The sequence below is a fragment of the Nonomuraea sp. NPDC052129 genome (genome assembly GCF_040680095.1).
In the GTDB taxonomy this organism is placed as follows: domain Bacteria; phylum Actinomycetota; class Actinomycetes; order Streptosporangiales; family Streptosporangiaceae; genus Nonomuraea.
The window spans coordinates 592304-612922 of the sequence record NZ_JBFAVX010000003.1; the positions used below are offsets into that span (position 1 = coordinate 592304).

The following is a 20619-nucleotide window of genomic DNA, read 5'->3' on the forward strand; positions in this document are numbered from 1 at the left end:
TGATACATCCCTGACCGACTTCCCCCCGCAGAAGGGCGGAGATGATCACGCAACCCGCCACCAGGGGTGCGGACGCAGAGCTCGTGCACGCTTCGTTGACCGATCCTGAAGTGTTCGCCGAGCTCTTCGACCGCTACTCCGCCATGCTCTACAGGTACGTCTCCAAACGGCTGGGCCCCGAGCCCGCCGAGGACATCGTCGGCGAGACGTTCCTGGTCGCCTTCTCCCGCAGGAAGAGCTACGACCCGAGCTATCCAGACGCCCGGCCGTGGCTCTTCGGCATCCTGACCAAGCTCGTCTCCCGGCACCACCGCACCGAGGCGGCCCGCTACCGCGCTCTGCAACGCGCCCCTGTCGACGCCGACGTGGAGTCCCCGGCCGACCGCGTGGCCGCCGGGGTGACCGCGCAGGCGTCGCGCCCCGAGCTGGCCAGCGCGCTGGCCGCCCTGCCCGCCAAGGACCGCGACGTACTCCTGCTGATCGCGTGGGGCGATCTGACGTACGACGAGGTCGCGCAGGCGCTCGGCATCCCGATCGGCACCGTACGCTCCCGCCTCAACAGGGGCAGGCGGAAGGTACGCGCGGCGCTCGGCGACACCAACCCGATGCTTGAGGAGGAGTGACGATGGACGACCTGAAGATGCTCCGCGACCTCGGCAGGGAGCTCGAACACCAGCCTCCGGCGACGCTGGTCCGCCAGCGGCAGCGCCTGCTCCAGGCCAGACCGCGGCGCAGGCGGCTGACGTGGCTGCTGACGGGCCTCGTCGGGGTGGCCACGATGGCCACGGTGGCCACGGTCGCGGTGCCCACGCTGATGCTGGCGGGCCGGCAGACCGTGACTCCGCCGGCGGGTGCCCGCCCGGCCAATGCGAGCGGCGTGCTGAACGTGCTCCTGGTCGGCAGCGACAGCCAGGGAGGTTCGGACAGGTTCGACAACGGAGCCCGCTCCGACACTCTCCTGCTGCTGCATCTGCCGGCCGACCGGACGAAGGCCACGATCATCTCCTTCCCCAGGGACTCGATGGTGCGGATCCCCGCCTGCGGGTCCCAGCCGGCCAGGAAAGACATGATCAATCAGGCGTTCCGTATCGGCGGTCTCGCCTGTTCGGTGAAGACGGTCGAGACGCTGACGAAGGTGCGTGTCGACCACATGATGGAGGTCGAGTTCTCGGGCGTGGAGGCCATCGTGAACGCCCTCGGCGGGGTCGAGGTCACGTTGCCGCAGGCGGTGGATGACAAGAACGCGAAGCTGAGGCTCTCCGCGGGCAAGCACTTGCTCAACGGCAAGCAGGCGCTGGGCTACATTCGGTTGCGTCACTACGGCGACGGGTCGGACATCCAGCGCATCAAGCGCCAGCAGGTGCTCATGATGTCGATGCTGAAGAAGGCCAAGCAGTGGCTGAAGGATCCGGCGGCCCTGCGGTCCTTCCTCACCACGGCCGGCAAGTCGTTCAAGACCGACCCGGAGTTCGACCTCGACACCATGATCGGCATCGCCGAGACGCTGGAGAAGACCAAGATGCCCTTCGTCATGGTCCCCTGGGAGCCCGATCCCGACGACCGGAACCGGATCGTGTGGAAGCAGCCGGAGGCGGAGCAGCTCTTCGCCAGCTTGCGGTAGTTGCCCCTGGGGGGTTCGTCCACATGACCGTCTCGATCCGTGTGACGGTCTGTGGTGGCTGGGGTCCCTTGGACGGATACCCCCTCCGGGGGAGGGGAAGCGGCCGGTCCGTGGTGGCTGGGGGCCTTTGGGGATCCCCCTCCGGGGCCAGGGAGCAGTCGGTCCGTCGTGGCCGAGGGCCCCTGGAGGGAGGGCCGGGGCGGCTACTGCGTTGAGCGGTAGTGCTTGCGGAGGGCGATGCCGGCGGCGATGCCGCCGGCCACCGCTCCGATGCCCGCGGCGATCGGCAGGGCGGTCAGCGTCGCCTTTCTGCCGGTGCGGAAGTCCTTGATCGGCCAATCGTGCTTCTTGGCGTGCTCGCGCAGCTCGCTGTCGGGGTTGATGGCCACCGGCTTGCCGACCAGCGACAGCATGGGCAGGTCGTTGGCCGAGTCGCTGTAGGCGGTGCACCGGGTGAGGTCGAGGCCCTCCCGGCGGGCCAGCGCCCGCACCGCCTCGGCCTTGGCCGGGCCGTGCAGCAGGTCGCCGACCAGCCGCCCGGTGTAGACGCCGTTGGTGGTCTCGGCCACGGTGCCGAGCGCGCCGGTCAGGCCGAGCCGCTGGGCGATGACCCTGGCCAGCTCGACCGGCGTGGCCGTGACCAGCCAGACGCGCTGGCCGCGGTCGAGGTGGCTCTGCGCGAGCGCCCGGGTGCCGCCCCAGATGCGGTCGGACATGACCTCGTCGTAGATCTCCTCGCCCAGCCGGATCACGTCGTCGACCTTCGCGCCCGCGACGAACGCCAGCGCGGTCTCGCGGGCCACCGCGATGTGCTCGGGGTTCTCGTTGCCGCGCAGCCGGAACACCGCCTGCCCGACGGCGAACTTGAACAGGTCGGAGGTGGTGAACAGGCCGCGCGTCGCCAGGCCCCTGGCGAAGTGGTAGATGGAGGCGCCGCGCATCATCGTGTTGTCGACGTCGAAGAAGGCGGCCGCCTGCTGGTCGGGCTCCGTAGGGGTCACCGTCACCGCGGCCGCCGCTGCGGCCTCGCCGGCGAGCTCCGCCTCCACCTCGCGCTGTCGTCGCATTAGCCGCCACATGCGCCTCAGCTTATCGAAGGTCCGCTGAAAGCCTCGGCCTTCGGTTCGGGCCGGGGATGAATGCGGTCCTGTCAGATGGCCCGCCGGAGGCGGGACAGCCCGGGGTACGTAGCGCGGACCCGGAAGCGGTCAGGTGGGGCGGCGCTGTTGTTCGATGTAGGCCTCGATGATGGTGAGTGGGGCTCCGCCGCAGGAGGCGGCGAGGTAAGAGGGTGACCAGAAGGGGCCGTGCATGATGGCCTGGTCTACCCGGCCGGGGAACTCCTTGCGCAGATAAAGGGATGAGACGCCCTTCAGCGAGTTGACGAGTTTGGAGACCGCCATCTTCGGGGGGTAGTGGACAAGGAGGTGGACGTGGTCGTCTTCGCCGTTGAACTCGCGTAGTTCGGCCTCGAAACTGTCGCACACCTCGATCATGATGTCCTCGCAGCGTCGCAGCATCTCGTTGTTGAACATGCCTCGCCGCTGTTTGGTCACAAAGACCAGATGGACATGCATCGCAGAAACCGCATGTCTGCCTCGTCGGTATTCCACTTCCTGACTCATAGACCAGATGATAGTGTGTTCGAGTCGATGACAGGTGAGTGTCGCACAGTTAATGGGGTGTTCCCTCGTGTTGGCGGTCGCAGGTACCGGCTAGAGTTCGACTTCGGGCAACAGATGTTCGCCGAGCGGCTGGGCGGATCTGCCGCAGCGTGTGGAACACCGGCCTCGAACAGCGCCGCGAATACCGGCGGCGAGGCGCCTACCTCAGTTACGAGGAGCAGTGCGCACAACTCGCCGAGGCGAAGAAGGATCCGTACTGCGACTGGCTCGCCGACGCTCCCGCCCAGGTCATCCAGCAGACGCTGAAGGACCTGGACCAGGCATGCCGACAGCACGGCACCTGGAAGAGCGCGAGCCGCGCAAGCGGCATGAGCTGCCGCGCAAGCGGCACGGGAACCTCCGTCCCTTGAGAACGGAGAGCAAGTCAACTAGCGCGGGGCCACAAGCCCGTCTATGTAGTCGAGGTAGCCCGTCGCCTTGTCCTGTTGATCCCCGTCCATCCGTTCGAGCATGGGTTCGACCATGTTCTTCTGGTCGCGCGCAAACCGGTTGATCTTCGGTGAGCGCGGCTCGGCCCGCTCCAGCCTCCTGATGCCGGACCGGGTCGAGTCCTCCATCTCCTTGAGCGTCTTGGTGACCAGCGGTCCGTCGCCGGACGAGCCGAGCAGCTGGGCGACCTCGGCCGCCCGGGTCTTGGCCGAGACCAGCTCGCGCTCGGCCCGCTGCACGTCGTCGGTGCTGAGGCGGACCAGCGTGCTCTCCGCGGCGCGCTTGAGCGGGTAGAGAGTGTCGCCGGGCAGCGCGTGGTAGGTGGCGAACGCCGACAGCATCATGGCCGCCGCCAGGCCGAACGTGGCGGCCTGGGAGAGCCAGGAGAGCCGCCGCCCCGGACAGCGATGGGAACGGCGGGCTCGTACGGGCTCGGGGAGGCGCCGTGCGGCCAGGAGCTCGGCGCGGAGGCGTTCGCGGAAGGCGGCGGCCGGACCCCCGCCCAGCGGGAGCCGTCGCAGCTCTGTGAGGTGATCGAGCACGCGCTCGCGCGATCTGCGCGCCCTACCCATGACAGCTCCCTGACGCCGCCGGGGAATCCGATCGTGACATCTGCCTAACGACGTGCCGCTGGTGGAGGTTACGCCAGGTCGTGCTTGAGAGCCCTGGCCAGGGCCCGGATCGCTCGGAATTGCAGGGCTTTGATCGCTCCACTCTTCTTCCCCATGATCAACGCGGTCTCGGCGAGCGACAGGCCGTGCAGGAACCGCAGAACCACGCATTCCTGCTGCTCGGGGTTCAGATCCTGGACGGCGCGGAGCATCCGGTCGTTGATGATGGCCGTGACGACGGCGTTCTCCGGGATGTGCGGTCCGTCGAGCGGGACGTCGATCACCTCCCCCGTCGGGATCTCCAGGCGATAGCGGCCGGATTTGAAGTGATCGGCGACCAGGTTCCTGGCGATGGTCACCAGCCAGGCGCCGAAGTCACGGCCCTGCCAAGTGAAGTCGGTGATCCGGCGAAGGGCGCGGAGGAAGGTCTCGCTGGTGAGATCCTCGGCCAGCGGATGCGAGCCGACGCGGAAGTAGATATAGCGATAGACCAGATCCACGTATCGGTCATAGAGCGTGCCAAAGGCATCCGAGTCTCCGGTCTTGGCGTGCAGCACCAGCATGCGGAGGTCATCGGGAATCTCTTCGCGCACGGCAAGCTCGCTCGTCCGGGCGGGACCAGCGACCGCTGGTGGGAGCAGCCCGGCGAACGGCCACGAGTCAGGCATCCGGTATCCCTAGGGGTAAGGGGTGCGGCGTGCTCGAACACTCTAGAAATCAACCGGAAATTCCACAATCCGCTTCGCGAAGGCATGACTAGCCGTAATCGGCCGATACCGTGTGGACCGACCCGTTCCCTCTTCGGCTACCGGCTGGGAGGCATAGTCCGGCAGCATTGGAGTCACCATGGAGATCCTCGTTGCTGTCCTAGCCTTTGTCGGTGCCCTCCTCGCCGCGATCGGCGCAGTCGCCCTGGTCCGGCGCCTGCGTGACGAGGTTGAGGGGTGGTTGATCGCCTGGACCGTTTCAGCCGTCGCGCTCTGCCTGGCGCTCGGTGCGATCGGCGTCGGCTACCTGATGGGGTTCGGGGACGTCACCTTCAAGGTCTACCAACTGACCGGATCCCTCCTCGCGCCCTTCTGGCTGGCCATCGGACTGGTCCAACTCCTGTCGGAGAAGGTGCCGCCGAAATTCGCCGGCTGGCTGCTCGGGATCGCGTTCACTGTCGTCGCCGTGGTGGTGCTCACCTTCGACCCGGTGAGCGGGGGCAGCGAGATGGGCAAGGTGCTCCCCGCGGCCGAGGGGCACTGGGACGTCATCCCCCGCTACCTGCTGATCGGCGCGCACTCCATCGCCGGGCTGATCATGCTGGCGGCCGTGGTGATCGCGGCGCTGCGCTGGCGCAACGGTGACGAACTCGACACCGACAACCTGCACGCGGTCATGGTCATCACGCCTTCGGGCATCGCGATCATCGGGGCGATGAGGTTCGCGGTGCCGGGCTTCTTCGCCACCGCGCTGTTCGTGGTGGCCGCCGCGGGCATCTGGTACGCCGTGCTGCGCCCCCTGGCTCCGTACGAGGACGACGACGAGGACGACGAGTTCGAGGGCCACCGCGGCGAGCGGTCCGGCGAGCGGCCGGCTGAGCGGTCCTCCCATGGCCGCCGGGCCATGCGGGATCGGGACCCCTTCCCCCAGCCGGACTCCTTCCCCCACTCGGAGCCGTTCCTCCCGTCGGACTCCTTCCCCCGGTCGGAGCCCTTCCCCCAGCCGCTCGCCGACATGCCGATGCAGGGGCCGCCCCAGCAACAGCAGCAGCCGCCTCCCGGTCAGCCCCGCCGGTCGGGCCTGGGCGATCTGGTGGCCGAATACCGGGCGGGCGACCAGCCGGTCGACTACGCCGCCCGGATGGCGCCACCGCCCGACCAGGGCCCCTCGACCGGCTACATCATGAACGGCGGGCACGGCGCCGGTCCGCAGACCGGTCCCCAGGACTTCGGGATGCCCGCCACGGGCGCGGCCTACCCGGGGGCCGAGTTGTTCGCCACCGGCTCCCGCGCGGCCCAGCAGCCCCCTCAGGGCCAGCCCCCTCAGGCTCAGCCCGCGCGAACGCCGGCCCCGCAGGCCCAGCCTCAGCAGCAGGCGGCCTCCAGCAGGCCCTCACCGAGCATCTACGGCATGCTGACGGTCTTCACCCTCATGGACGGCTCGGGCGAGGCGTTCGACCGCCTGGCGGAGCTCACCGTCGAGGCCGTACGCCGGGGCGAGCCCGACACGCTCATCTACGCCTGCCACGCGGTCAAGTCGGCCCCGCTGCAGCGCATCGTCTATGAGCTCTACCGCGACGAGGTGGCCTACCGCGACCACCAGCGCCAGCCGCATGTCGAGCGGTTCGTCAACGAGCGTCAGGCCATGGTGCTGGCCACCAACATCATCGAGCTGAACGTCAACGCCGCCAAGGTCGTACCGCTCCCGACCGCGATGTTCTAACAGCTCAGGGGCGCGCTACCCGCTCAGCGCCGCGCGCAGCCGGTCTTCGGAGACCCGCCAGAAGTCGTGCTGGACTCCGTCGACCAGAGTGACCGGGATCATCTCCCAGTATTTCTCCCGCAACTCCTCGGAGGAGTCGATGTCGACCTCCTCCCACGGCACACCCAGGTCTCCCGCCACGCGGGAGACGACCTCGCGCGCGTCGTCGCAGAGGTGGCAGCCCGGCCTGCCGAGCAGCGTGATGCGGTGCATGCACCCAACCGTATCGTGCCGACTTTGTGCATCGCTTCACAAAGGGATTAACCTGAAAGGCGGTTCGATTTCATTCACGCGGCCGGCAGGCCGCTCGTCCCCTGGAGCTCCGGCACGTGAAGAGCCCGTCCCAGTCCCGTGACCGCGGGATCCCCGAGGCAACGGTCGCCCGGCTCCCGTTGTACCTGCGGGCGTTGAACGGGATGGCCGAACGCGGCATCGCGACCGTCAGCTCCGAAGATCTGGCCATGGCCGCGGGCGTCAACTCCGCGAAGCTCCGCAAGGACCTGTCCCATCTGGGCTCGTACGGCACGCGAGGCGTCGGCTACGACGTCGAATACCTCGTCTACCAGATCTCCCGCGAGCTGGGCCTGACCCAGGACTGGGCCGTGGCCATCGTAGGAGTGGGTAATCTGGGCCGGGCACTGGCCAATTACGGTGGTTTCGTCTCCAGGGGCTTCCGTGTGGCCGGGCTTCTCGACGCCGACCCCGAAGTCGTGGGCGACGATATAGCGGGGTTGAATGTTGAGCACATAGACGTCCTGGAAGCCGTCATCGAACGGCGTGGGGTCTCGATCGTGGTTCTGGCGACACCCGCGATAGCGGCGCAGGAAGTCTGCGATCGTGTGGTGGCGGCCGGGGTCACCAGCATCCTGAACTTCGCGCCCGTAGTGCTTTCTGTACCAGATGGCGTGGATGTCCGTAAAGTCGACCTATCAATAGAACTGCAGATCCTTGCGTTCCATGAGCAGCGCAAAGCAGGGGGGCCACTTATGGCCGTGGACAGTCAATGAGTCTTCTCACCATCGGACTCAGCCACCGGACAGCTCCGGTGGCCATGCTCGAGCGCGTATCGGTGTCCGGCGAGGCGCTCGTCAAGCTCCTGCACGACGTGCAGCAGGACGTGTGCGTCGCCGAGGCCATGGTGGTCTCGACGTGCAACCGAGTAGAGGTTTACGCGGCCGTCGACCGTTTCCACGGCGCCGTCACCGCGATCAGTCGCTTGCTGGGCGTCCACTCGGGCGTCCCCGTGGAAGAGTTGCAGCCGCACCTCTACGTCCACTACGAAGACCAGGCCGTCGAGCACCTGTTCGCGATGGTCTGCGGCCTCGACTCGATGGTCGTGGGCGAAGGGCAGATCCTCGGCCAGGTTCGCCGGGCGCTCACCCTGGCGCAGAAGCAGGGCACCATCGGCGCCACCCTCAACGAGCTGGTGCAGCAGGCGCTGCGGGTCGGCAAGCGCGCCCACGCCGACACCGACATCGACAAGGCGGGCGCCTCCCTCGTCACCGCCGGTCTGGCACTGGCGGGCGACCTCGCCGGCCGCCGGGCGCTGGTGGTCGGCGCGGGCTCGATGAGCTCGCTGGCCGCCACCACGCTGGCCCGCGCGGGCGTGACCGACATCGTGGTCGCCAACCGCACCTTCGAACGAGGCGTACGCCTGGCGGCGTCCGTAGGCGGCAGGGCGGTGGAGTTCGCCGCGGTTCCCCGAGAGCTCGCGGCGGCCGACATCGTCATCTCCTGCACGGGCGGCGGCCGGCACGTCATCACCCCCGACATCGTCCCCTCAGGCACGTTCCTGCTGGACCTGGCACTGCCGCACGACATCGACCCCGCTGTCCGCGAGGTGCCCGGCGTCACGCTGGTCGACCTGGAGACCATCCAGGAATCGGGCATAGGCTCAAGGGAGGGCGACACCGTCGACTCGGTGCGCAGGCTCGTCGCCGAGGAGCTGGCCGCCTTCCTCACCGCCGAGCGAGCCGCCAAGGTCACTCCGACCGTGGTGGCGCTGCGCAGCAAGGCGGCGACCGTGGTCGAGGCCGAGCTGGGCCGGCTCCTGATGCGCATGCCCCAGCTCGACGGCAAGGCCAGGGACGAGGTGGCGCAGACTGTGCAGCGGGTCGTTGACAAGCTGCTTCACGAGCCCACTGTGCGTGTCAAGCAGCTCGCCACCAGCCCGGGAGGCGATCATTATGCCGAAGCGCTGCGCGAGTTGTTCGACCTGGATCCGAAGATGCCCGAAGCCGTGAGGGAGGTGGAGTTGTGACACTGCGCTTGGGCACCCGGCGCAGCCTGATGGCGACCACGCAGTCGCAGATGGTCGCCGACTCCTACACCGAACGGACCGGCCGCGCCATCGAGCTGGTCGGCGTCACCACGTTCGGTGACGTGACCAAGGCTCAGGTGGCGCAGCTCGGTGGCACGGGCGTGTGGGTCAGCGCGCTGCGTGACAAGCTGATCGAAGGCGAGATCGACTTCGCCGTCCACTCGCTGAAAGACCTGCCGACCAAGCCGGACCCGCGGGTGACGCTGGCCGCCATCGTGGCCCGGCACGATCACCGCGACGCGCTGGTCGGCCCGGCGAAGTTCGCCGACCTGCCCACCGGGGCCAGGATCGGCACCGGCTCGCTGCGCCGGATCGCCATGCTCAGGGCGCTGCGTCCCGATCTCGAGTACGTCCCGATCCGCGGCAACGCCGACACCCGGATCGGCAAGATCGCCGCCGGCGAGGTCGACGCGGTCGTGCTCGCCTCGGCGGGCCTGACCAGGATCGGCCGGGACGTGGAGATCGCGCAGATCTTCGAGGTCGAGGAGCTGCTGCCCGCGCCAGGGCAGGGCGCCCTGGCCGTGGAGTGTCTCTCCGACAACGCCGACCTGATCTCTTTCCTCGGTGTGCTCGACGACCCGCGGACGCGCTCCGCGGTGTCGGCCGAGCGCTCCGTCCTGTCCGCTCTCGAGGCCGGCTGCTCATCCCCCGTGGGTGCCTTCGCCGTCGATGACGGACAGACCTTGAACCTCACCGCCGCGGTCGTCTCTATCGACGGCCAGCAGACGGTGCGCAAGTCCGCCGCCGGCTCTCCTTCCGAGTCTGTGAAACTCGGCCAGCTCCTCGCGGCCGAGATGATCTCCGAAGGGGCCGACAGATTGATGGGGGAGCAATCCCGTTGAGCTCCGATAGTCCAACCTCCGGTTTCCTCGCGTTCGTGGGCGCGGGCCCCGGCGATCCGAACCTTCTCACGCTCCGCGGCGCCGAACTGCTGGCCAAGGCCGACGCGGTCGCGCTCGACGAGGAGCTGTTCGGCTCGTTCCTGCGCCACTGCCGAGAAGGCGTGGAGATCGCGTCCGGCGACCTCGTCAAGCGCGCCAAGGCCGGGCAGTTCGTCGTACGCCTGTGCGAGGGCGACCCGATGCTGTTCTCCTCGATCGCCCGCTCGATCGAGGAGGAGGTCGCGGCCTGCGCCGCGGCGGAGGTGGACTTCGAGATCGTGCCCGGCGTGCCGCCCGCGACCGCGGTGCTCACCTACGCGGGCATCCCGCCGGCGGCCGACGTGCCGGAGTTCCGGATCGTCGACGCCGCGCACGAGCAGGACTGGGCCGCCCACGCCGCCTGCCAGGGCACGCTGGTCATCTACAACGGCCTCGCCGGGGCCGTGGCGATCGGCAAGGCGCTGGTGGCCGGTGGCAAGCCCGACAGCACGCCCGTGGCGGTCAGTAGCAGCGGGACCACGACCGAGCAGTACACCGTCGTCTCGACGCTGGCCAGGCTGCAGGCCGACATCAAGCACGCGGGCTTCACCGAGCCCGCGCTGATCGTCGTCGGCGACGCGGTCGGGCAGCGCGACAAGCTGTCGTGGTTCGAGACCAAGCCGCTGTTCGGCTGGCGGGTGCTGGTGCCGCGCACCAAGGAGCAGTCCGAGAGGCTGTCCGAGCAGCTCACCTCCTACGGCGCCGTGCCGGAAGAGGTGCCGACCATCTCCGTCGAGCCGCCGCGCACGCCGCAGCAGATGGACCGCGCGATCAAGGGCCTGGTCACCGGGCGCTACGAGTGGGTGGCGTTCACCAGCTCCAACGCGGTCAAGGCGGTGCGCGAGAAGTTCGAGGAGTACGGCCTCGACGCCCGCGCCTTCGCCGGGCTGAAGGTGGCCGCCGTGGGCGACGCCACCGCGCGGGCGCTGGTCGAGTTCGGCGTCAAGCCCGACCTGCTGCCCTCGGGCGAGCAGTCGTCGGAGGGCCTGGTGGCCGAGTGGCCGCCGTACGACTCGATGCTCGACCCGATCAACCGGGTGCTTCTGCCGCGGGCCGACATTTCCACAGATACCCTCGTGGCCGGTCTGACAGAGCTAGGCTGGGAGTGCGACGACGTCACGGCCTACCGCACCGTACGAGCCGCACCGCCCCCCGCCCCGATCCGCGAGGCGATCAAGGGCGGCGGGTTCGACGCGGTGCTCTTCACCTCCTCCTCGACCGTGCGCAACCTCGTGGGCATCGCCGGCAAGCCGCACAACGTCACCGTGATCGCGGTGATCGGGCCGCAGACCGCGAAGACCGCCGAGGAGTTCGGGCTGCGCGTCGACGTCATGGCCGACCGGCCGTCGGCGTCCGCCTTGGCCGCCGCGCTGGCCGCGTACGGTGCCAAGCAACGCCAGGCGGCCCTCGCCGCCGGCGACAGCCCGCGTCGGCCGTCGCAGAACCGCAGAGGCGCCAGAAGGAGAGCCAAGTGAGTGCTGACTACCCGGTCGCCCGGCCGCGCAGGCTCCGTCGCAGCCCCGCGATCCGGCGCATGGTGGCGGGCACCAGACTGCACCCCGCGGACCTGATCCTGCCGCTGTTCGTCAAGGAGGGCATCGACCAGCCGCAGCCGGTCGCCTCGATGCCCGGCGTGTTCCAGCACACCCGCGACTCGCTGCGCAAGGCCGCCCACGAGGCCGCCGACGCCGGGGTGTCCGGGGTGATCCTGTTCGGCATCCCCGCGGTCAAGGACGCGCGAGGCTCGGCGGCCGACGACCCCGAGGGCATCCTCCAGGTCGCGCTGCGCGACGTGAGCGCCGAGGTCGGCGACGCGGTGGTGGTCATGGCCGACACCTGCCTCGACGAGTTCACCGACCACGGCCACTGCGGCGTGCTGACCGACTCCGGCGACGTCGACAACGACGCGACGCTGGAGCGCTACGCGTCGATCGCGCTCGCCCAGGCCAGGGCCGGATCCCAGATGATCGCGCCGAGCGGCATGATGGACGGCCAGGTCGGGGCCATCAGGGCGGCGCTCGACGCCGACGGCTTCGCTGACCTGCCGATCCTCGCCTACACCGCCAAGTACGCCTCCGCCCTCTTCGGCCCCTTCCGCGACGCCGCCGAGTGCGCGCCGCAGTTCGGCGACCGCAGCACCCACCAGCAGGACCCGGCCGGGCCGCTGGGGGATGCTATGCGCGAGGTACGCCTTGACCTCGCGGAGGGCGCCGACGCCGTCATGGTCAAGCCCGCGATGGCCTATCTGGACGTCATCAGGCGCTTCCGCGACGAGGTCGACGTGCCGGTGGCGGCCTACCAGGTGAGCGGCGAGTACGCGATGATCGAGGCCGCCGCGGCCAACGGCTGGATCGACCGCGACCGGATGATCATGGAGTCGCTGGTCTCGATCAAGCGCGCGGGCGCCGACCTGATCCTGACGTACTGGGCCACCGAGGTGGCGCGCCGCCTGTGAACCAGGGGGTTTCCCGTCGATCGCTGAGGCCTGTGCGTTAGAGTGCAATAACAAGTGCTGGTGTGTCCCGCGTGTGCTTTGCAGCCAGGAGCCGGGGCCTCTTCAGGCGCTTGGATCGACGGGAGACACCATGGTGGGGGTACCACTCGCTCGGCGTACCAAGAAACGGCCGCGCCCGACACGGATCGACACCGTCCTGGGCTATGCCGCTCTCGGCTGGCCGAGCGTGCCGGGTGCCCATCCGCTGCGTCAGGGCGCCCGCTCCTGCTCCTGTGACCGCCTCGGCTGCCCCGACCCGGGCGCGCATCCGCTGTCTCCCGCCTGGCACCTACAGGCCACGACGGACGCCACTCAGCTCACGCGCTGGTGGCGGATGGACCCCGACGCGAATGTGATTCTGCCCACCGGCCGGGTGTTCGACGTCTTCGACGTACCGCTCGACACGGGCCTGTCGGCCCTCACCCGCATCGACGGCGCCTCGGCGCACTCGGGCCCGGTCGCCGCCAACGGTGACCGGGTCCTGTTCTATGTGGCCACCCGTGGCAATCCCGACGACGAGGACGAGTGGTGGTCCTGCCAGCTCGACTGCGAGCCCGGCACCATCGAGGACAATCCGGGCCTGCGCTGGCACTGCCGCGACAGCTACGTCCTGGCCCCGCCCTCCACGCTGCCCACCGGGCAGCCCGTCTCCTGGCTGCGCCCGCCGGACGGTCGTCCGCTGCCTGATCCGCTGCGCATCCTCGACTGGCTCGCCGACTAGACCGCCGTGGCCCAGGACTAACCTGGAGCGCGTGAGCCGTACACAGAACTCCGAGGACCTGTTCGCCCGCGCCCGCGCCATCGTGCCGGGTGGCGTCAACTCCCCGGTCCGCGCGTTCGGCGCGGTCGGCGGCACGCCGCGCTTCATGGCCTCCGGGCAGGGTCCCTATCTCACCGACGTCGACGGCAACCGCTACGTCGACCTGGTCTGCTCGTGGGGGCCGATGATCCTCGGCCACCGCCACCCCGCCGTCGTCGAGGCCGTCTCGTCGGCGCTCTCCCACAGCCTCTCGTACGGCACCGCCACGCCGGGCGAGGTCGAGCTGGCCGAGGAGATCGTCGCCAGGGTGGCGCCCGTGGACAAACTCCGGCTGGTCAGCTCGGGCACCGAGGCGACGATGAGCGCGGTGCGGCTGGCCCGCGGGTTCACCGGGCGGTCGAAGGTGGTCAAGTTCGCCGGGTGCTACCACGGTCACGTGGACGCGCTGCTGGCCTCGGCGGGGTCGGGCGTGGTCACGTTCGGGCTGCCCGATACGCCTGGCGTGACGGGGGCGTCGGCGGCCGACACCATCGTGCTGCCGTACAACGACATCAGCGCGGTGGAGCAGGCGTTCGCCTCGCCTGAGAACATCGGGCTGATCGCCTGTGTCATCACCGAGGCGTGCCCGGCCAACATGGGCGTGGTGCCGCCGCTCGACGGCTTCAACGCGCGCCTGCGCGAGCTGTGCACGGCCAACGGCGCGCTGCTGATCATGGACGAGGTGCTGACGGGCTTCCGGGTCTCGCCCTCGGGCTGGTACGGGCTGGACCCGGTCGACGCCGACCTGATGACCTTCGGCAAGGTCATGGGCGGCGGGTTGCCGGCGGCGGCCTTCGGCGGGCGGGCCGACGTCATGTCCTGCCTGGCGCCGGAGGGGCCGGTCTACCAGGCGGGCACGCTGTCGGGAAACCCGCTGGCGTGCGCCGCCGGACTGGCCACGCTACGCGCGCTCGACGCCGGCTCCTACGCCAAGGTGGACGCGGCGGCGCTGACGGTCGGTCAGGCCGCGTCCGACGCCCTCACCGCGGCGGGCGTGCCGCATCGGTTGCAGCGGGCGGGGAGCCTGTTCTCGGTGTTCTTCACGGATGCGCCGGTGACGGACTTCGACGGTGCGCGAGCCCAGAACACCGCGGCGTACACCGCCTTCTTCCACGCGATGCTGGATCGCGGGGTCTATCTGCCGCCGTCCGCGTACGAGGCCTGGTTCCTCTCGGCCGCTCACGACGACGAGGCGCTCGGTCAGATCGCCGACGCCCTGCCGGCAGCCGCCAAGGCTGCCGCGGCGGTCCTCTGATCGTTACTTGGCGGCCGGCTTCTGGTAGCGGACGCGCTGGTCCCGAGCCTGCTCGGCGAGGGTCTTGAGGTAGGAGATGGTGGTCGGCTGCTGCTTCTGCGCCTTGTTGTTTCTCATGCATATATTTTCTCTTGCTACAGAGTGAAGGACAAGCGAGACTTTCTACGCTAAACCCTTTAGACTGGCTTACATGTTGGACTTGAACCGTCTCAAGGCCCTTCACGCTGTGCACATCTACGGCTCCGTGGGCGCCGCGGCCGACGCGCTCATGGTCACGCCGTCGGCCGTGTCGCAGCAGATCGCCAAGCTGGAGCGCGAGACCGGTGCCCGGCTCATGGAGCGCAACGGGCGCGGGGTGCGGCTGACGGACGCCGCCGGGCTGCTCGCCGACCACGCCGAGCGGATCCTGGCCCTGGTGGAGACCGCCGAGGCGGACTTCGAGGCGCTGCGCGGCGAGGTCGTGGGACGGCTGAACATGTCCGCGTTCCCGACGGCGGCGCGCGGGCTGATGCCCTCCGCCCTGACCTCGCTCAAGCGGCGTCATCCCGACCTGCACGTCCAGATGCACGAGCGCGAGCCGGAGCGCATCGTGCGCGACGTGGCCAGGGGCGAGCTCGACCTGGGCGTCATCCAGGACTGGCTCAACCGGCCGATCGCCCTGCCCGAAGGGCTGTCCCGGTCCACGCTGCTCGACGACATCGCCGACCTCCTGCTGCCCGCGGACCATCCGCTGGCCGGCAACAAAGAGGTCGAGCTGGCCGCGCTGCCCGCGAACGAGCGGTGGATCAGCTCCTCGCCCGGCACCGTCTGTCACGACTGGCTGGTCTACACGCTGCGTAACGCCCAGTTGGAGCCCGAGATCTCCTGTATGGCCGATGAATATCCGACCCAGATGGCGCTGGTGGCGGCCGGGCTCGGCTGCGCGATCATTCCCCGGCTGGGGCGTGACTGCGTGCCCGATGGGGTGGCTGTGGTGCCGTTGCGGCCCAGGCAGTCGCGGCGCATCTACGTGATCTGGCGGACGGACGCGGCTCGGCGGCCGGCGATCCGGGCGGCGGTCGAGGCGCTCGCGGACGCCAGCCGTACTAAGGAGAATGCCTGGGCGGTCGCCTAGCCGTGGTGACCGCGAGGGTTCTTCGGGGGGTTCGTCACGCGACCGTTTCGATCCACCGGTGACAGTCCGTCGTGGCTGATGTCCCTAGGAGAGGTACCCCCTTCGGGGGTGCGGGAGATGACGGTCCGTCGTGGTTGGGGTCCCTGCGAGGGAACCCCCTTCGGAGGTGGGGAAGCGGGCGGTTTGTTGTGGTTGGGTGCTCTGTGGGGGTTGCGGCGCGCCGGGGTTGTTCGCAGGACGGGCGAGATCGCGGAACGGGCAGAGCGGGATAGGCTGTGGCACACCATGGCTGAAACCACCGTAGTTCACCTGATGCGCCACGGTGAGGTGCACAATCCCGAAGGCGTCCTGTACGGCAGGCTGCCCGGCTACCACCTGTCCGAGACCGGCCGGCTGATGGCCGAGACGGTGGCCAAGTCGGTGGCGGGCCGTGACATCGTCACCCTCTACAGCTCGCCGCTCGAACGCGCGCAGGAGACCATCGCGCCCCTGGCCGCGCTGCTGGAGCTGCCGGTGCAGACCGACGAGCGGCTGATCGAGGCCGCCAACATGCTCCAGGGCCGCAAGGTCGGCCAGGGTCTGGCGGTCCTGCGCGATCCCAAGAACTACCGCTACTTCTGGAACCCGCTGCGCCCGTCCTGGGGCGAGCCCTATCCGGCGATCGTCAAGCGGATGCGCTCGATCATCGAGGAGGTCAGGGCGGAGGCGCGCGGGCACGAGGCGCTGCTGGTCAGCCACCAGCTGCCGATCTGGTCGATCAGGATGGCGGCCGAGGGCCGCCGGCTCTGGCACGACCCCCGGCGCAGGCAGTGCAATCTGGCCAGCCTCACCACGCTCACCTTCGACGGCGATCGTCTGGTCAGCGTCGGCTACAGCGAGCCCGCCGGATCACTGGCGACGGGCCCCAGCGTCCCGGGCGCCTGACCTCGCCGGTAGAGTTGCAAGCTCTACCGGTCGTAGTACAAGGAGATCTTCCTCCGTGCGCGCCAAATCCATCTCCCTCGTCCTTTCGGCCGTCCTGGTCGCGGGCGGCCTCGCGGGCTGCGCGGGCGCCAACCAGTCGGGCCAGCCGCAGGCGGGCGACACCCGTTTCGTCGCGGGCGACGGGAAGATGCAGGTGTTCGACGTCGCCGACCGCCACGCCGCCCCCGAGATCGGCGGGCAGACCCTCGACGGCACGACCGCCTCGCTCGCCGCCCACAAGGGCAAGGTCGTGGTGCTCAACTTCTGGGCGTCGTGGTGCGGCCCGTGCCGGGCGGAGGCGCCGGTGCTGAAGGAGGTCGCCGCCAAGACCAAGGGCCGCGTGGAGTTCCTCGGCGTCGACTTCAAGGACCGCAAGGCCGACGCGCAGGCGTTCGAACGCACCGAGCAGACCGGCTACCCGAGCATCTTCGACCAGCCGGGCCAGGTCGCGCTGCGCTTCCAGGGCACGGTGCCGCCCGCGGCCATCCCGTCCACGCTGATCATCGACGCGCAGGGCAGGATCGCCGCCAGGGCGCTGGGCGCGGTCAAGTACACCGACCTGATGGACGCGGTGACCAAGGTGCGCGATGAATGACGTCGTCGCCTCGGGCTCGCTGCTCCTGGCCGTGCCCATCGCGGTGCTGGCCGGGGTGGTGTCCTTCCTGTCGCCGTGCGTGCTGCCCCTCGTACCGGGCTACCTGTCGTACGTGACGGGCATGAGCGAGGACCCCAAGCGGGGGCGGCTGGTGCTCGGCACGGTGCTGTTCGTGGCCGGCTTCGGGCTGGTGTTCGTGCTCAGCGGCGCGTTGTTCGGCGGCCTCGGCGCGGCCATGCTGGGCAACGCGGAGATCATCACGCGGGTGCTCGGCGTGCTGACGATCCTGCTCGGGCTGGCCTTCCTGGGCGTGCTGCCCGGCCTGATGCGCGACGTGCGCATCCACAAGCTGCCCGCGGCGGGACTGGCCGGGGCGCCGCTGCTGGGCGTGGTGTTCGGGCTGGGCTGGACGCCGTGCATCGGGCCCACGCTGGCCGTCGTGCTCGCGCTCGGACTGAACGAGGGCAGCGCCTCGCGTGGCGCGCTGCTCGCCGTGGCGTACGCGCTGGGCCTCGGACTGCCCTTCGTGGCCGCCGCCCTCGCCTACAGCAAGGCCCTGCGTACGTTCCGCGCGATCCGCAAGCACTCACAGCTGATCACCCGGATCGGCGGCGGCATGATGGTGGCCGTCGGCATCATGCTGGTGACCGGCCTCTGGGGAGAGATGATCGCGACCATGCAGGGTCTGATCGGCGCCTTCAGGCCGGTGATCTGATGACCGTCGACGAGCTCGAGAAGGAGCGGGCGCGGCCCGCCGGCATGGGGCCCATGGGCTGGCTGCGCTGGGGCTGGCGCACGCTCACCTCGATGAAGACGGCGCTGATCCTGCTGTTCCTGTTCGCGCTGGCGTCCGTGCCCGGCTCGCTGGTGCCGCAGCGCGGCGTCGATCCCGACAAGGTGGTGCAGCTCTTCCAGAACAGCCCGACGCTCGCCGAGTGGTATGACCGCTTCCAGCTGTTCGACGTCTTCACCTCGGCCTGGTTCGCCGCTATCTACCTGCTGCTGTTCACCTCGCTGATCGGCTGCGTCCTGCCGCGCACCGCCACCTACGTGCGCGAGCTGCGCCGCCGCCCACCGGCCGCGCCGCGCAACCTGTCGCGCCTGCCGCACTTCTCGCGGCTGGACGACCCGCTGACGGTCGAGGAGGCCGCCGGGCGGCTGCGCCGGCTCCGCTTCCGCGTCGAGGTCGGCGACGGCTGGGTGGCCGCGGAGAAGGGCTACCTGCGCGAGACGGGCAACCTGCTCTTCCACGTCTCCCTGCTCGCCCTGCTCGTCGCGATCGGGTTCGGTTCCCTGTACGGCTACCGCGGCAACGTGCTGGTGGTCGAGGGCGACGGCTTCGCCAACACGGTCGCCGCCTACGACCGGTTCATCCCGGGCAATCAGGTGTCGGCGGAGTCGCTGGAGCCGTTCTCGTTCACGCTCACGGACTTCCAGACCACCTACCAGGTCGAGGGCCCCAAGAGGGGGCAGGAGCTCGACTACTCCGCCTACATGAAGGTCAACGACGCGCCCGGGGCGCCCACGCGCGACTACACGCTCAAGGTCAACGAGCCGCTGGAAGTCAACGGCACCCAGACCTACCTCCTCGGCCACGGCTACGCGCCCGTCTTCAAGGTCACCGACGGCAAAGGGCAGGTCGCCTTCGAAGGGCCCGTCCCCTGCCTGATCGAGAGCAAGCCCACGCTCACCTCGGGCTGCGTGGTCAAGGTGCCCGACGCCCAGCCGTCGCAGCTCGGGTTCCTGCTGCGCTTCCTGCCCACGGGTAACGGGGCGGGGGCCTCGCTCTTCCCCGGCGCGCTCAACCCCGAGGTCCAGCTCCTCGGGGCCTTCTCCGGCGACCTCGGCGTACGCTCCGGGCGCCCGCAGTCCGTCTACGAGCTCGCGCCGCCCGAGGTGATGCGCAAGCTCACCCCGCTGGTCATGGGCACCGGCCAGGCGCCACTCGCCGTCGGGGGATCGATCGACCTGCCCAAGGGGGCGGGAAAGCTGGAGTTCACCGGGGTCAAGGAGTGGATGACGCTCCAGATCGCCTACGACCCGGGGCGGCTGCCCGCCCTGCTCGCCGCGGGCACGGCCGTGGTCGCCATCGCGCTGTCCCTGATGATCCGCCGCCGCCGGGTGTGGGTGCGGGTCAAGGACGGCGTGGCCGAAGTCGGCGGTCTTACCCGTACCGAAGGGTCCGCGGCGGGCTTCACCGAGGAGTTCGCCGACATCGTCAAGGTCCTATCAGCTGGAGGCAAGGATGCCCGCTGAGCAGCAACTGGCCGGGGTGAGCGACCTCTTCGTCGTCGCCGCCGTCCTGCTCTATCTGGCCGCCATGATCGGGTTCGCGCTGGAGCTGGCCTTCGGTCGCTCCAAGACCGACTCGGCCGCCGTACCCGCCAGGCAGCCCGTGGGAGCCGGATTCGGCTCCTCAGGCGCCTCTGCCGCTTCGGACGGCCCTGTCGCTTCTGAGCCGGTCGTCGAGCCGCCGGCCTGGGCGGGCAAGGCCGGCTGGGCGGCCATGGCGCTCGGCTGGCTCGGCTGGGCCGCGAACCTGGCCGCCATCGTCACCCGGGGTCTGGCCGTGGACCGGTGGCCCTGGGGCAACATGTACGAGTTCGTGGTGGCCATCTGCTTCGCCGCGGTCACCGCCTTCCTTGGCACCCAGCTCCGGCAGAACGTCCGCTTCCTCGGCGCCTTCGTCATGGTGACGGCCGCTCTGGGACTCGGCTTCGCGGTCAAGGTCCTCTACACGGCGGCGGGTCCGGTGGTGCCGGCGCTCAACTCGTACTGGGTGGCCATCCATGTGACGGCGGCGATCCTGGCGAGCGGCCTGTTCATCGTGGCCGGTGTGGCGGGCATCCTCTACCTGATCCGCGGCGATGGGATGTCACGGCTGCCGTCGCGGGCCGACCTGGAGCGGGCGGCCCACCGCGCGATCGTCTTCGCCTTCCCGGTGTGGACCTTCGCCGTCATCGCCGGTGCGCTCTGGGCTGACAAGGCATGGGGTCGTTACTGGGGCTGGGACCCCAAGGAGGTCTGGGCCTTCATCACGTGGGTGGCTTACGCCGCCTACCTCCACGCTCGGGTCACGGCGGGATGGCGCGGGCGCGCGGCGACGATCGTGCAGCTCTTGGCGTTCGGGTGCCTGCTGTTCAACCTGGTGGGGGTCAACATGTTCATCTCGGGGCTGCACAGCTACGCGGATGTGTCGGGCTGATTTCGTCTGTCCCACGGCCGTCTCGATCTCTGTGACGGTCCGTGGTGGCTGGGGTCCTTGGAGGGGTACCCGGTCCGTTGTGACAGGGACCCATGGAGGGACGCCCCCGTCATGGGCGACGGAGAGCGGACGGTCGGGG

22 protein-coding genes are annotated in these 20619 nt (G+C 69.6%); 17 read left to right on the plus strand and 5 right to left on the minus strand.

Features of this window, described 5'->3' with window-relative positions; all coding sequences use genetic code 11:
* The first annotated feature begins 41 nt into the window (after nucleotides 1–41).
* The gene (locus AB0L53_RS10880; protein WP_363992741.1) at nucleotides 42–623 is read left to right on the plus strand and encodes a sigma-70 family RNA polymerase sigma factor; all 582 of its coding nucleotides are present in this window, start codon (nucleotides 42–44) and stop codon (nucleotides 621–623) included.
* A gap of 2 nt (nucleotides 624–625) precedes the next feature.
* Complete coding sequence (locus AB0L53_RS10885; RefSeq protein WP_363992742.1) at nucleotides 626–1621, plus strand: LCP family protein; 996 nt, start codon at nucleotides 626–628, stop codon at nucleotides 1619–1621.
* 203 nt (nucleotides 1622–1824) lie between these two features.
* On the opposite strand, the gene AB0L53_RS10890 is transcribed toward AB0L53_RS10885, so the two are convergent.
* Complete coding sequence (locus tag AB0L53_RS10890) at nucleotides 1825–2700, minus strand: HAD-IB family hydrolase (RefSeq protein WP_363992743.1); 876 nt, start codon at nucleotides 2698–2700, stop codon at nucleotides 1825–1827.
* A 129-nt stretch (nucleotides 2701–2829) separates the two neighbouring features.
* The gene (gene tnpA / locus AB0L53_RS10895) at nucleotides 2830–3246 is read right to left on the minus strand and encodes an IS200/IS605 family transposase (protein ID WP_358546603.1); all 417 of its coding nucleotides are present in this window, start codon (nucleotides 3244–3246) and stop codon (nucleotides 2830–2832) included.
* 149 nt (nucleotides 3247–3395) lie between these two features.
* On the opposite strand from tnpA, the gene AB0L53_RS10900 reads away from it, so the two are divergent.
* Entirely contained in the window at nucleotides 3396–3656 is a 261-nt protein-coding gene (locus AB0L53_RS10900) for a hypothetical protein (RefSeq protein WP_363992744.1), read from the plus strand.
* An 18-nt stretch (nucleotides 3657–3674) separates the two neighbouring features.
* Here AB0L53_RS10900 and AB0L53_RS10905 read toward each other — a convergent pair whose 3' ends face one another.
* Together AB0L53_RS10905 and AB0L53_RS10910 are read right to left on the minus strand one after the other, a co-directional pair.
* On the minus strand, nucleotides 3675–4307 hold the full coding sequence (locus tag AB0L53_RS10905; protein ID WP_363992745.1) for a DUF5667 domain-containing protein: 633 nt from the start codon (nucleotides 4305–4307) through the stop codon (nucleotides 3675–3677).
* A gap of 68 nt (nucleotides 4308–4375) precedes the next feature.
* The gene (locus tag AB0L53_RS10910; RefSeq protein ID WP_358434219.1) at nucleotides 4376–5014 is read right to left on the minus strand and encodes a sigma-70 family RNA polymerase sigma factor; all 639 of its coding nucleotides are present in this window, start codon (nucleotides 5012–5014) and stop codon (nucleotides 4376–4378) included.
* A 178-nt stretch (nucleotides 5015–5192) separates the two neighbouring features.
* Here AB0L53_RS10910 and AB0L53_RS10915 point away from each other — a divergent pair, with 178 nt between their 5' ends.
* Nucleotides 5193–6776 carry an antibiotic biosynthesis monooxygenase gene (locus tag AB0L53_RS10915; protein WP_363992746.1) on the plus strand — a complete coding sequence of 528 codons (1584 nt, stop codon included), beginning with the start codon at nucleotides 5193–5195 and terminating at the stop codon, nucleotides 6774–6776.
* A 15-nt stretch (nucleotides 6777–6791) separates the two neighbouring features.
* On the opposite strand, the gene AB0L53_RS10920 is transcribed toward AB0L53_RS10915, so the two are convergent.
* Nucleotides 6792–7028 carry a glutaredoxin family protein gene (locus AB0L53_RS10920; protein WP_357954639.1) on the minus strand — a complete coding sequence of 79 codons (237 nt, stop codon included), beginning with the start codon at nucleotides 7026–7028 and terminating at the stop codon, nucleotides 6792–6794.
* 116 nt (nucleotides 7029–7144) lie between these two features.
* On the opposite strand from AB0L53_RS10920, the gene AB0L53_RS10925 reads away from it, so the two are divergent.
* The 13 genes from AB0L53_RS10925 to ccsA all read left to right on the plus strand — a co-directional run bounded on the left by AB0L53_RS10925 (nucleotide 7145) and on the right by ccsA (nucleotide 20480).
* Nucleotides 7145–7822 (plus strand): redox-sensing transcriptional repressor Rex, encoded by a 678-nt coding sequence (locus AB0L53_RS10925; RefSeq protein ID WP_357954641.1) that lies wholly within the window; start codon nucleotides 7145–7147, stop codon nucleotides 7820–7822.
* On the plus strand, nucleotides 7819–9075 hold the full coding sequence (locus AB0L53_RS10930; protein WP_363992747.1) for a glutamyl-tRNA reductase: 1257 nt from the start codon (nucleotides 7819–7821) through the stop codon (nucleotides 9073–9075). The genes AB0L53_RS10925 and AB0L53_RS10930 overlap by 4 nt, the downstream gene beginning before the upstream one ends.
* Nucleotides 9072–9977: a hydroxymethylbilane synthase gene (gene hemC / locus AB0L53_RS10935; RefSeq protein WP_363992748.1), complete on the plus strand. Its 906-nt coding sequence runs from the start codon at nucleotides 9072–9074 to the stop codon at nucleotides 9975–9977. The genes AB0L53_RS10930 and hemC overlap by 4 nt, the downstream gene beginning before the upstream one ends.
* Nucleotides 9974–11530 (plus strand): bifunctional uroporphyrinogen-III C-methyltransferase/uroporphyrinogen-III synthase, encoded by a 1557-nt coding sequence (locus AB0L53_RS10940; protein WP_357954647.1) that lies wholly within the window; start codon nucleotides 9974–9976, stop codon nucleotides 11528–11530. Before hemC ends, AB0L53_RS10940 begins: the two co-directional genes overlap by 4 nt.
* The gene (gene hemB / locus AB0L53_RS10945) at nucleotides 11527–12510 is read left to right on the plus strand and encodes a porphobilinogen synthase (protein ID WP_363992749.1); all 984 of its coding nucleotides are present in this window, start codon (nucleotides 11527–11529) and stop codon (nucleotides 12508–12510) included. The genes AB0L53_RS10940 and hemB overlap by 4 nt, the downstream gene beginning before the upstream one ends.
* Before the next feature lie 130 nt (nucleotides 12511–12640).
* A complete protein-coding gene (locus AB0L53_RS10950; protein WP_357954651.1) occupies nucleotides 12641–13270 on the plus strand; it encodes a bifunctional DNA primase/polymerase in 630 nt (209 codons plus the stop codon).
* 31 nt (nucleotides 13271–13301) lie between these two features.
* Nucleotides 13302–14603 (plus strand): glutamate-1-semialdehyde 2,1-aminomutase, encoded by a 1302-nt coding sequence (gene hemL, locus AB0L53_RS10955; RefSeq protein ID WP_363992750.1) that lies wholly within the window; start codon nucleotides 13302–13304, stop codon nucleotides 14601–14603.
* Between the two features lie 190 nt (nucleotides 14604–14793).
* Nucleotides 14794–15717, plus strand: a complete 924-nt coding sequence (locus tag AB0L53_RS10960) for a LysR substrate-binding domain-containing protein (RefSeq protein WP_363992751.1) — start codon at nucleotides 14794–14796, stop codon at nucleotides 15715–15717.
* Between the two features lie 285 nt (nucleotides 15718–16002).
* Nucleotides 16003–16641: a histidine phosphatase family protein gene (locus tag AB0L53_RS10965; RefSeq protein WP_357954659.1), complete on the plus strand. Its 639-nt coding sequence runs from the start codon at nucleotides 16003–16005 to the stop codon at nucleotides 16639–16641.
* Between the two features lie 55 nt (nucleotides 16642–16696).
* On the plus strand, nucleotides 16697–17275 hold the full coding sequence (locus AB0L53_RS10970; RefSeq protein ID WP_363992752.1) for a TlpA disulfide reductase family protein: 579 nt from the start codon (nucleotides 16697–16699) through the stop codon (nucleotides 17273–17275).
* Nucleotides 17268–17990 carry a cytochrome c biogenesis protein CcdA gene (locus AB0L53_RS10975; RefSeq protein WP_363992753.1) on the plus strand — a complete coding sequence of 241 codons (723 nt, stop codon included), beginning with the start codon at nucleotides 17268–17270 and terminating at the stop codon, nucleotides 17988–17990. The genes AB0L53_RS10970 and AB0L53_RS10975 overlap by 8 nt, the downstream gene beginning before the upstream one ends.
* Nucleotides 17990–19531 carry a cytochrome c biogenesis protein ResB gene (locus tag AB0L53_RS10980; RefSeq protein ID WP_363992754.1) on the plus strand — a complete coding sequence of 514 codons (1542 nt, stop codon included), beginning with the start codon at nucleotides 17990–17992 and terminating at the stop codon, nucleotides 19529–19531. The genes AB0L53_RS10975 and AB0L53_RS10980 overlap by 1 nt, the downstream gene beginning before the upstream one ends.
* Nucleotides 19521–20480 carry a cytochrome c biogenesis protein CcsA gene (ccsA, locus tag AB0L53_RS10985; RefSeq protein ID WP_363992755.1) on the plus strand — a complete coding sequence of 320 codons (960 nt, stop codon included), beginning with the start codon at nucleotides 19521–19523 and terminating at the stop codon, nucleotides 20478–20480. The genes AB0L53_RS10980 and ccsA overlap by 11 nt, the downstream gene beginning before the upstream one ends.
* Nucleotides 20481–20619 lie beyond the last annotated feature (139 nt).

What these genes read in the sequence shown, in the direction of transcription:
- AB0L53_RS10960 (WP_363992751.1), top strand. Translation starts at nt 14,794, where the DNA reads ATGTTGGACTTGAACCGTCTCAAGGCCCTTCACGCTGTGCACATCTAC.
- AB0L53_RS10910 (WP_358434219.1), bottom strand. Translation starts at nt 5,014, where the DNA reads ATGCCTGACTCGTGGCCGTTCGCCGGGCTGCTCCCACCAGCGGTCGCT.
- AB0L53_RS10920 (WP_357954639.1), bottom strand. Translation starts at nt 7,028, where the DNA reads ATGCACCGCATCACGCTGCTCGGCAGGCCGGGCTGCCACCTCTGCGAC.
- AB0L53_RS10965 (WP_357954659.1), top strand. Translation starts at nt 16,003, where the DNA reads ATGGCTGAAACCACCGTAGTTCACCTGATGCGCCACGGTGAGGTGCAC.
- AB0L53_RS10950 (WP_357954651.1), top strand. Translation starts at nt 12,641, where the DNA reads ATGGTGGGGGTACCACTCGCTCGGCGTACCAAGAAACGGCCGCGCCCG.
- AB0L53_RS10905 (WP_363992745.1), bottom strand. Translation starts at nt 4,307, where the DNA reads ATGGGTAGGGCGCGCAGATCGCGCGAGCGCGTGCTCGATCACCTCACA.
- ccsA (WP_363992755.1), top strand. Translation starts at nt 19,521, where the DNA reads ATGCCCGCTGAGCAGCAACTGGCCGGGGTGAGCGACCTCTTCGTCGTC.
- AB0L53_RS10975 (WP_363992753.1), top strand. Translation starts at nt 17,268, where the DNA reads ATGAATGACGTCGTCGCCTCGGGCTCGCTGCTCCTGGCCGTGCCCATC.
- AB0L53_RS10915 (WP_363992746.1), top strand. Translation starts at nt 5,193, where the DNA reads ATGGAGATCCTCGTTGCTGTCCTAGCCTTTGTCGGTGCCCTCCTCGCC.
- AB0L53_RS10930 (WP_363992747.1), top strand. Translation starts at nt 7,819, where the DNA reads ATGAGTCTTCTCACCATCGGACTCAGCCACCGGACAGCTCCGGTGGCC.
- AB0L53_RS10890 (WP_363992743.1), bottom strand. Translation starts at nt 2,700, where the DNA reads ATGTGGCGGCTAATGCGACGACAGCGCGAGGTGGAGGCGGAGCTCGCC.
- AB0L53_RS10880 (WP_363992741.1), top strand. Translation starts at nt 42, where the DNA reads ATGATCACGCAACCCGCCACCAGGGGTGCGGACGCAGAGCTCGTGCAC.
- AB0L53_RS10980 (WP_363992754.1), top strand. Translation starts at nt 17,990, where the DNA reads ATGACCGTCGACGAGCTCGAGAAGGAGCGGGCGCGGCCCGCCGGCATG.
- tnpA (WP_358546603.1), bottom strand. Translation starts at nt 3,246, where the DNA reads ATGAGTCAGGAAGTGGAATACCGACGAGGCAGACATGCGGTTTCTGCG.
- AB0L53_RS10885 (WP_363992742.1), top strand. Translation starts at nt 626, where the DNA reads ATGGACGACCTGAAGATGCTCCGCGACCTCGGCAGGGAGCTCGAACAC.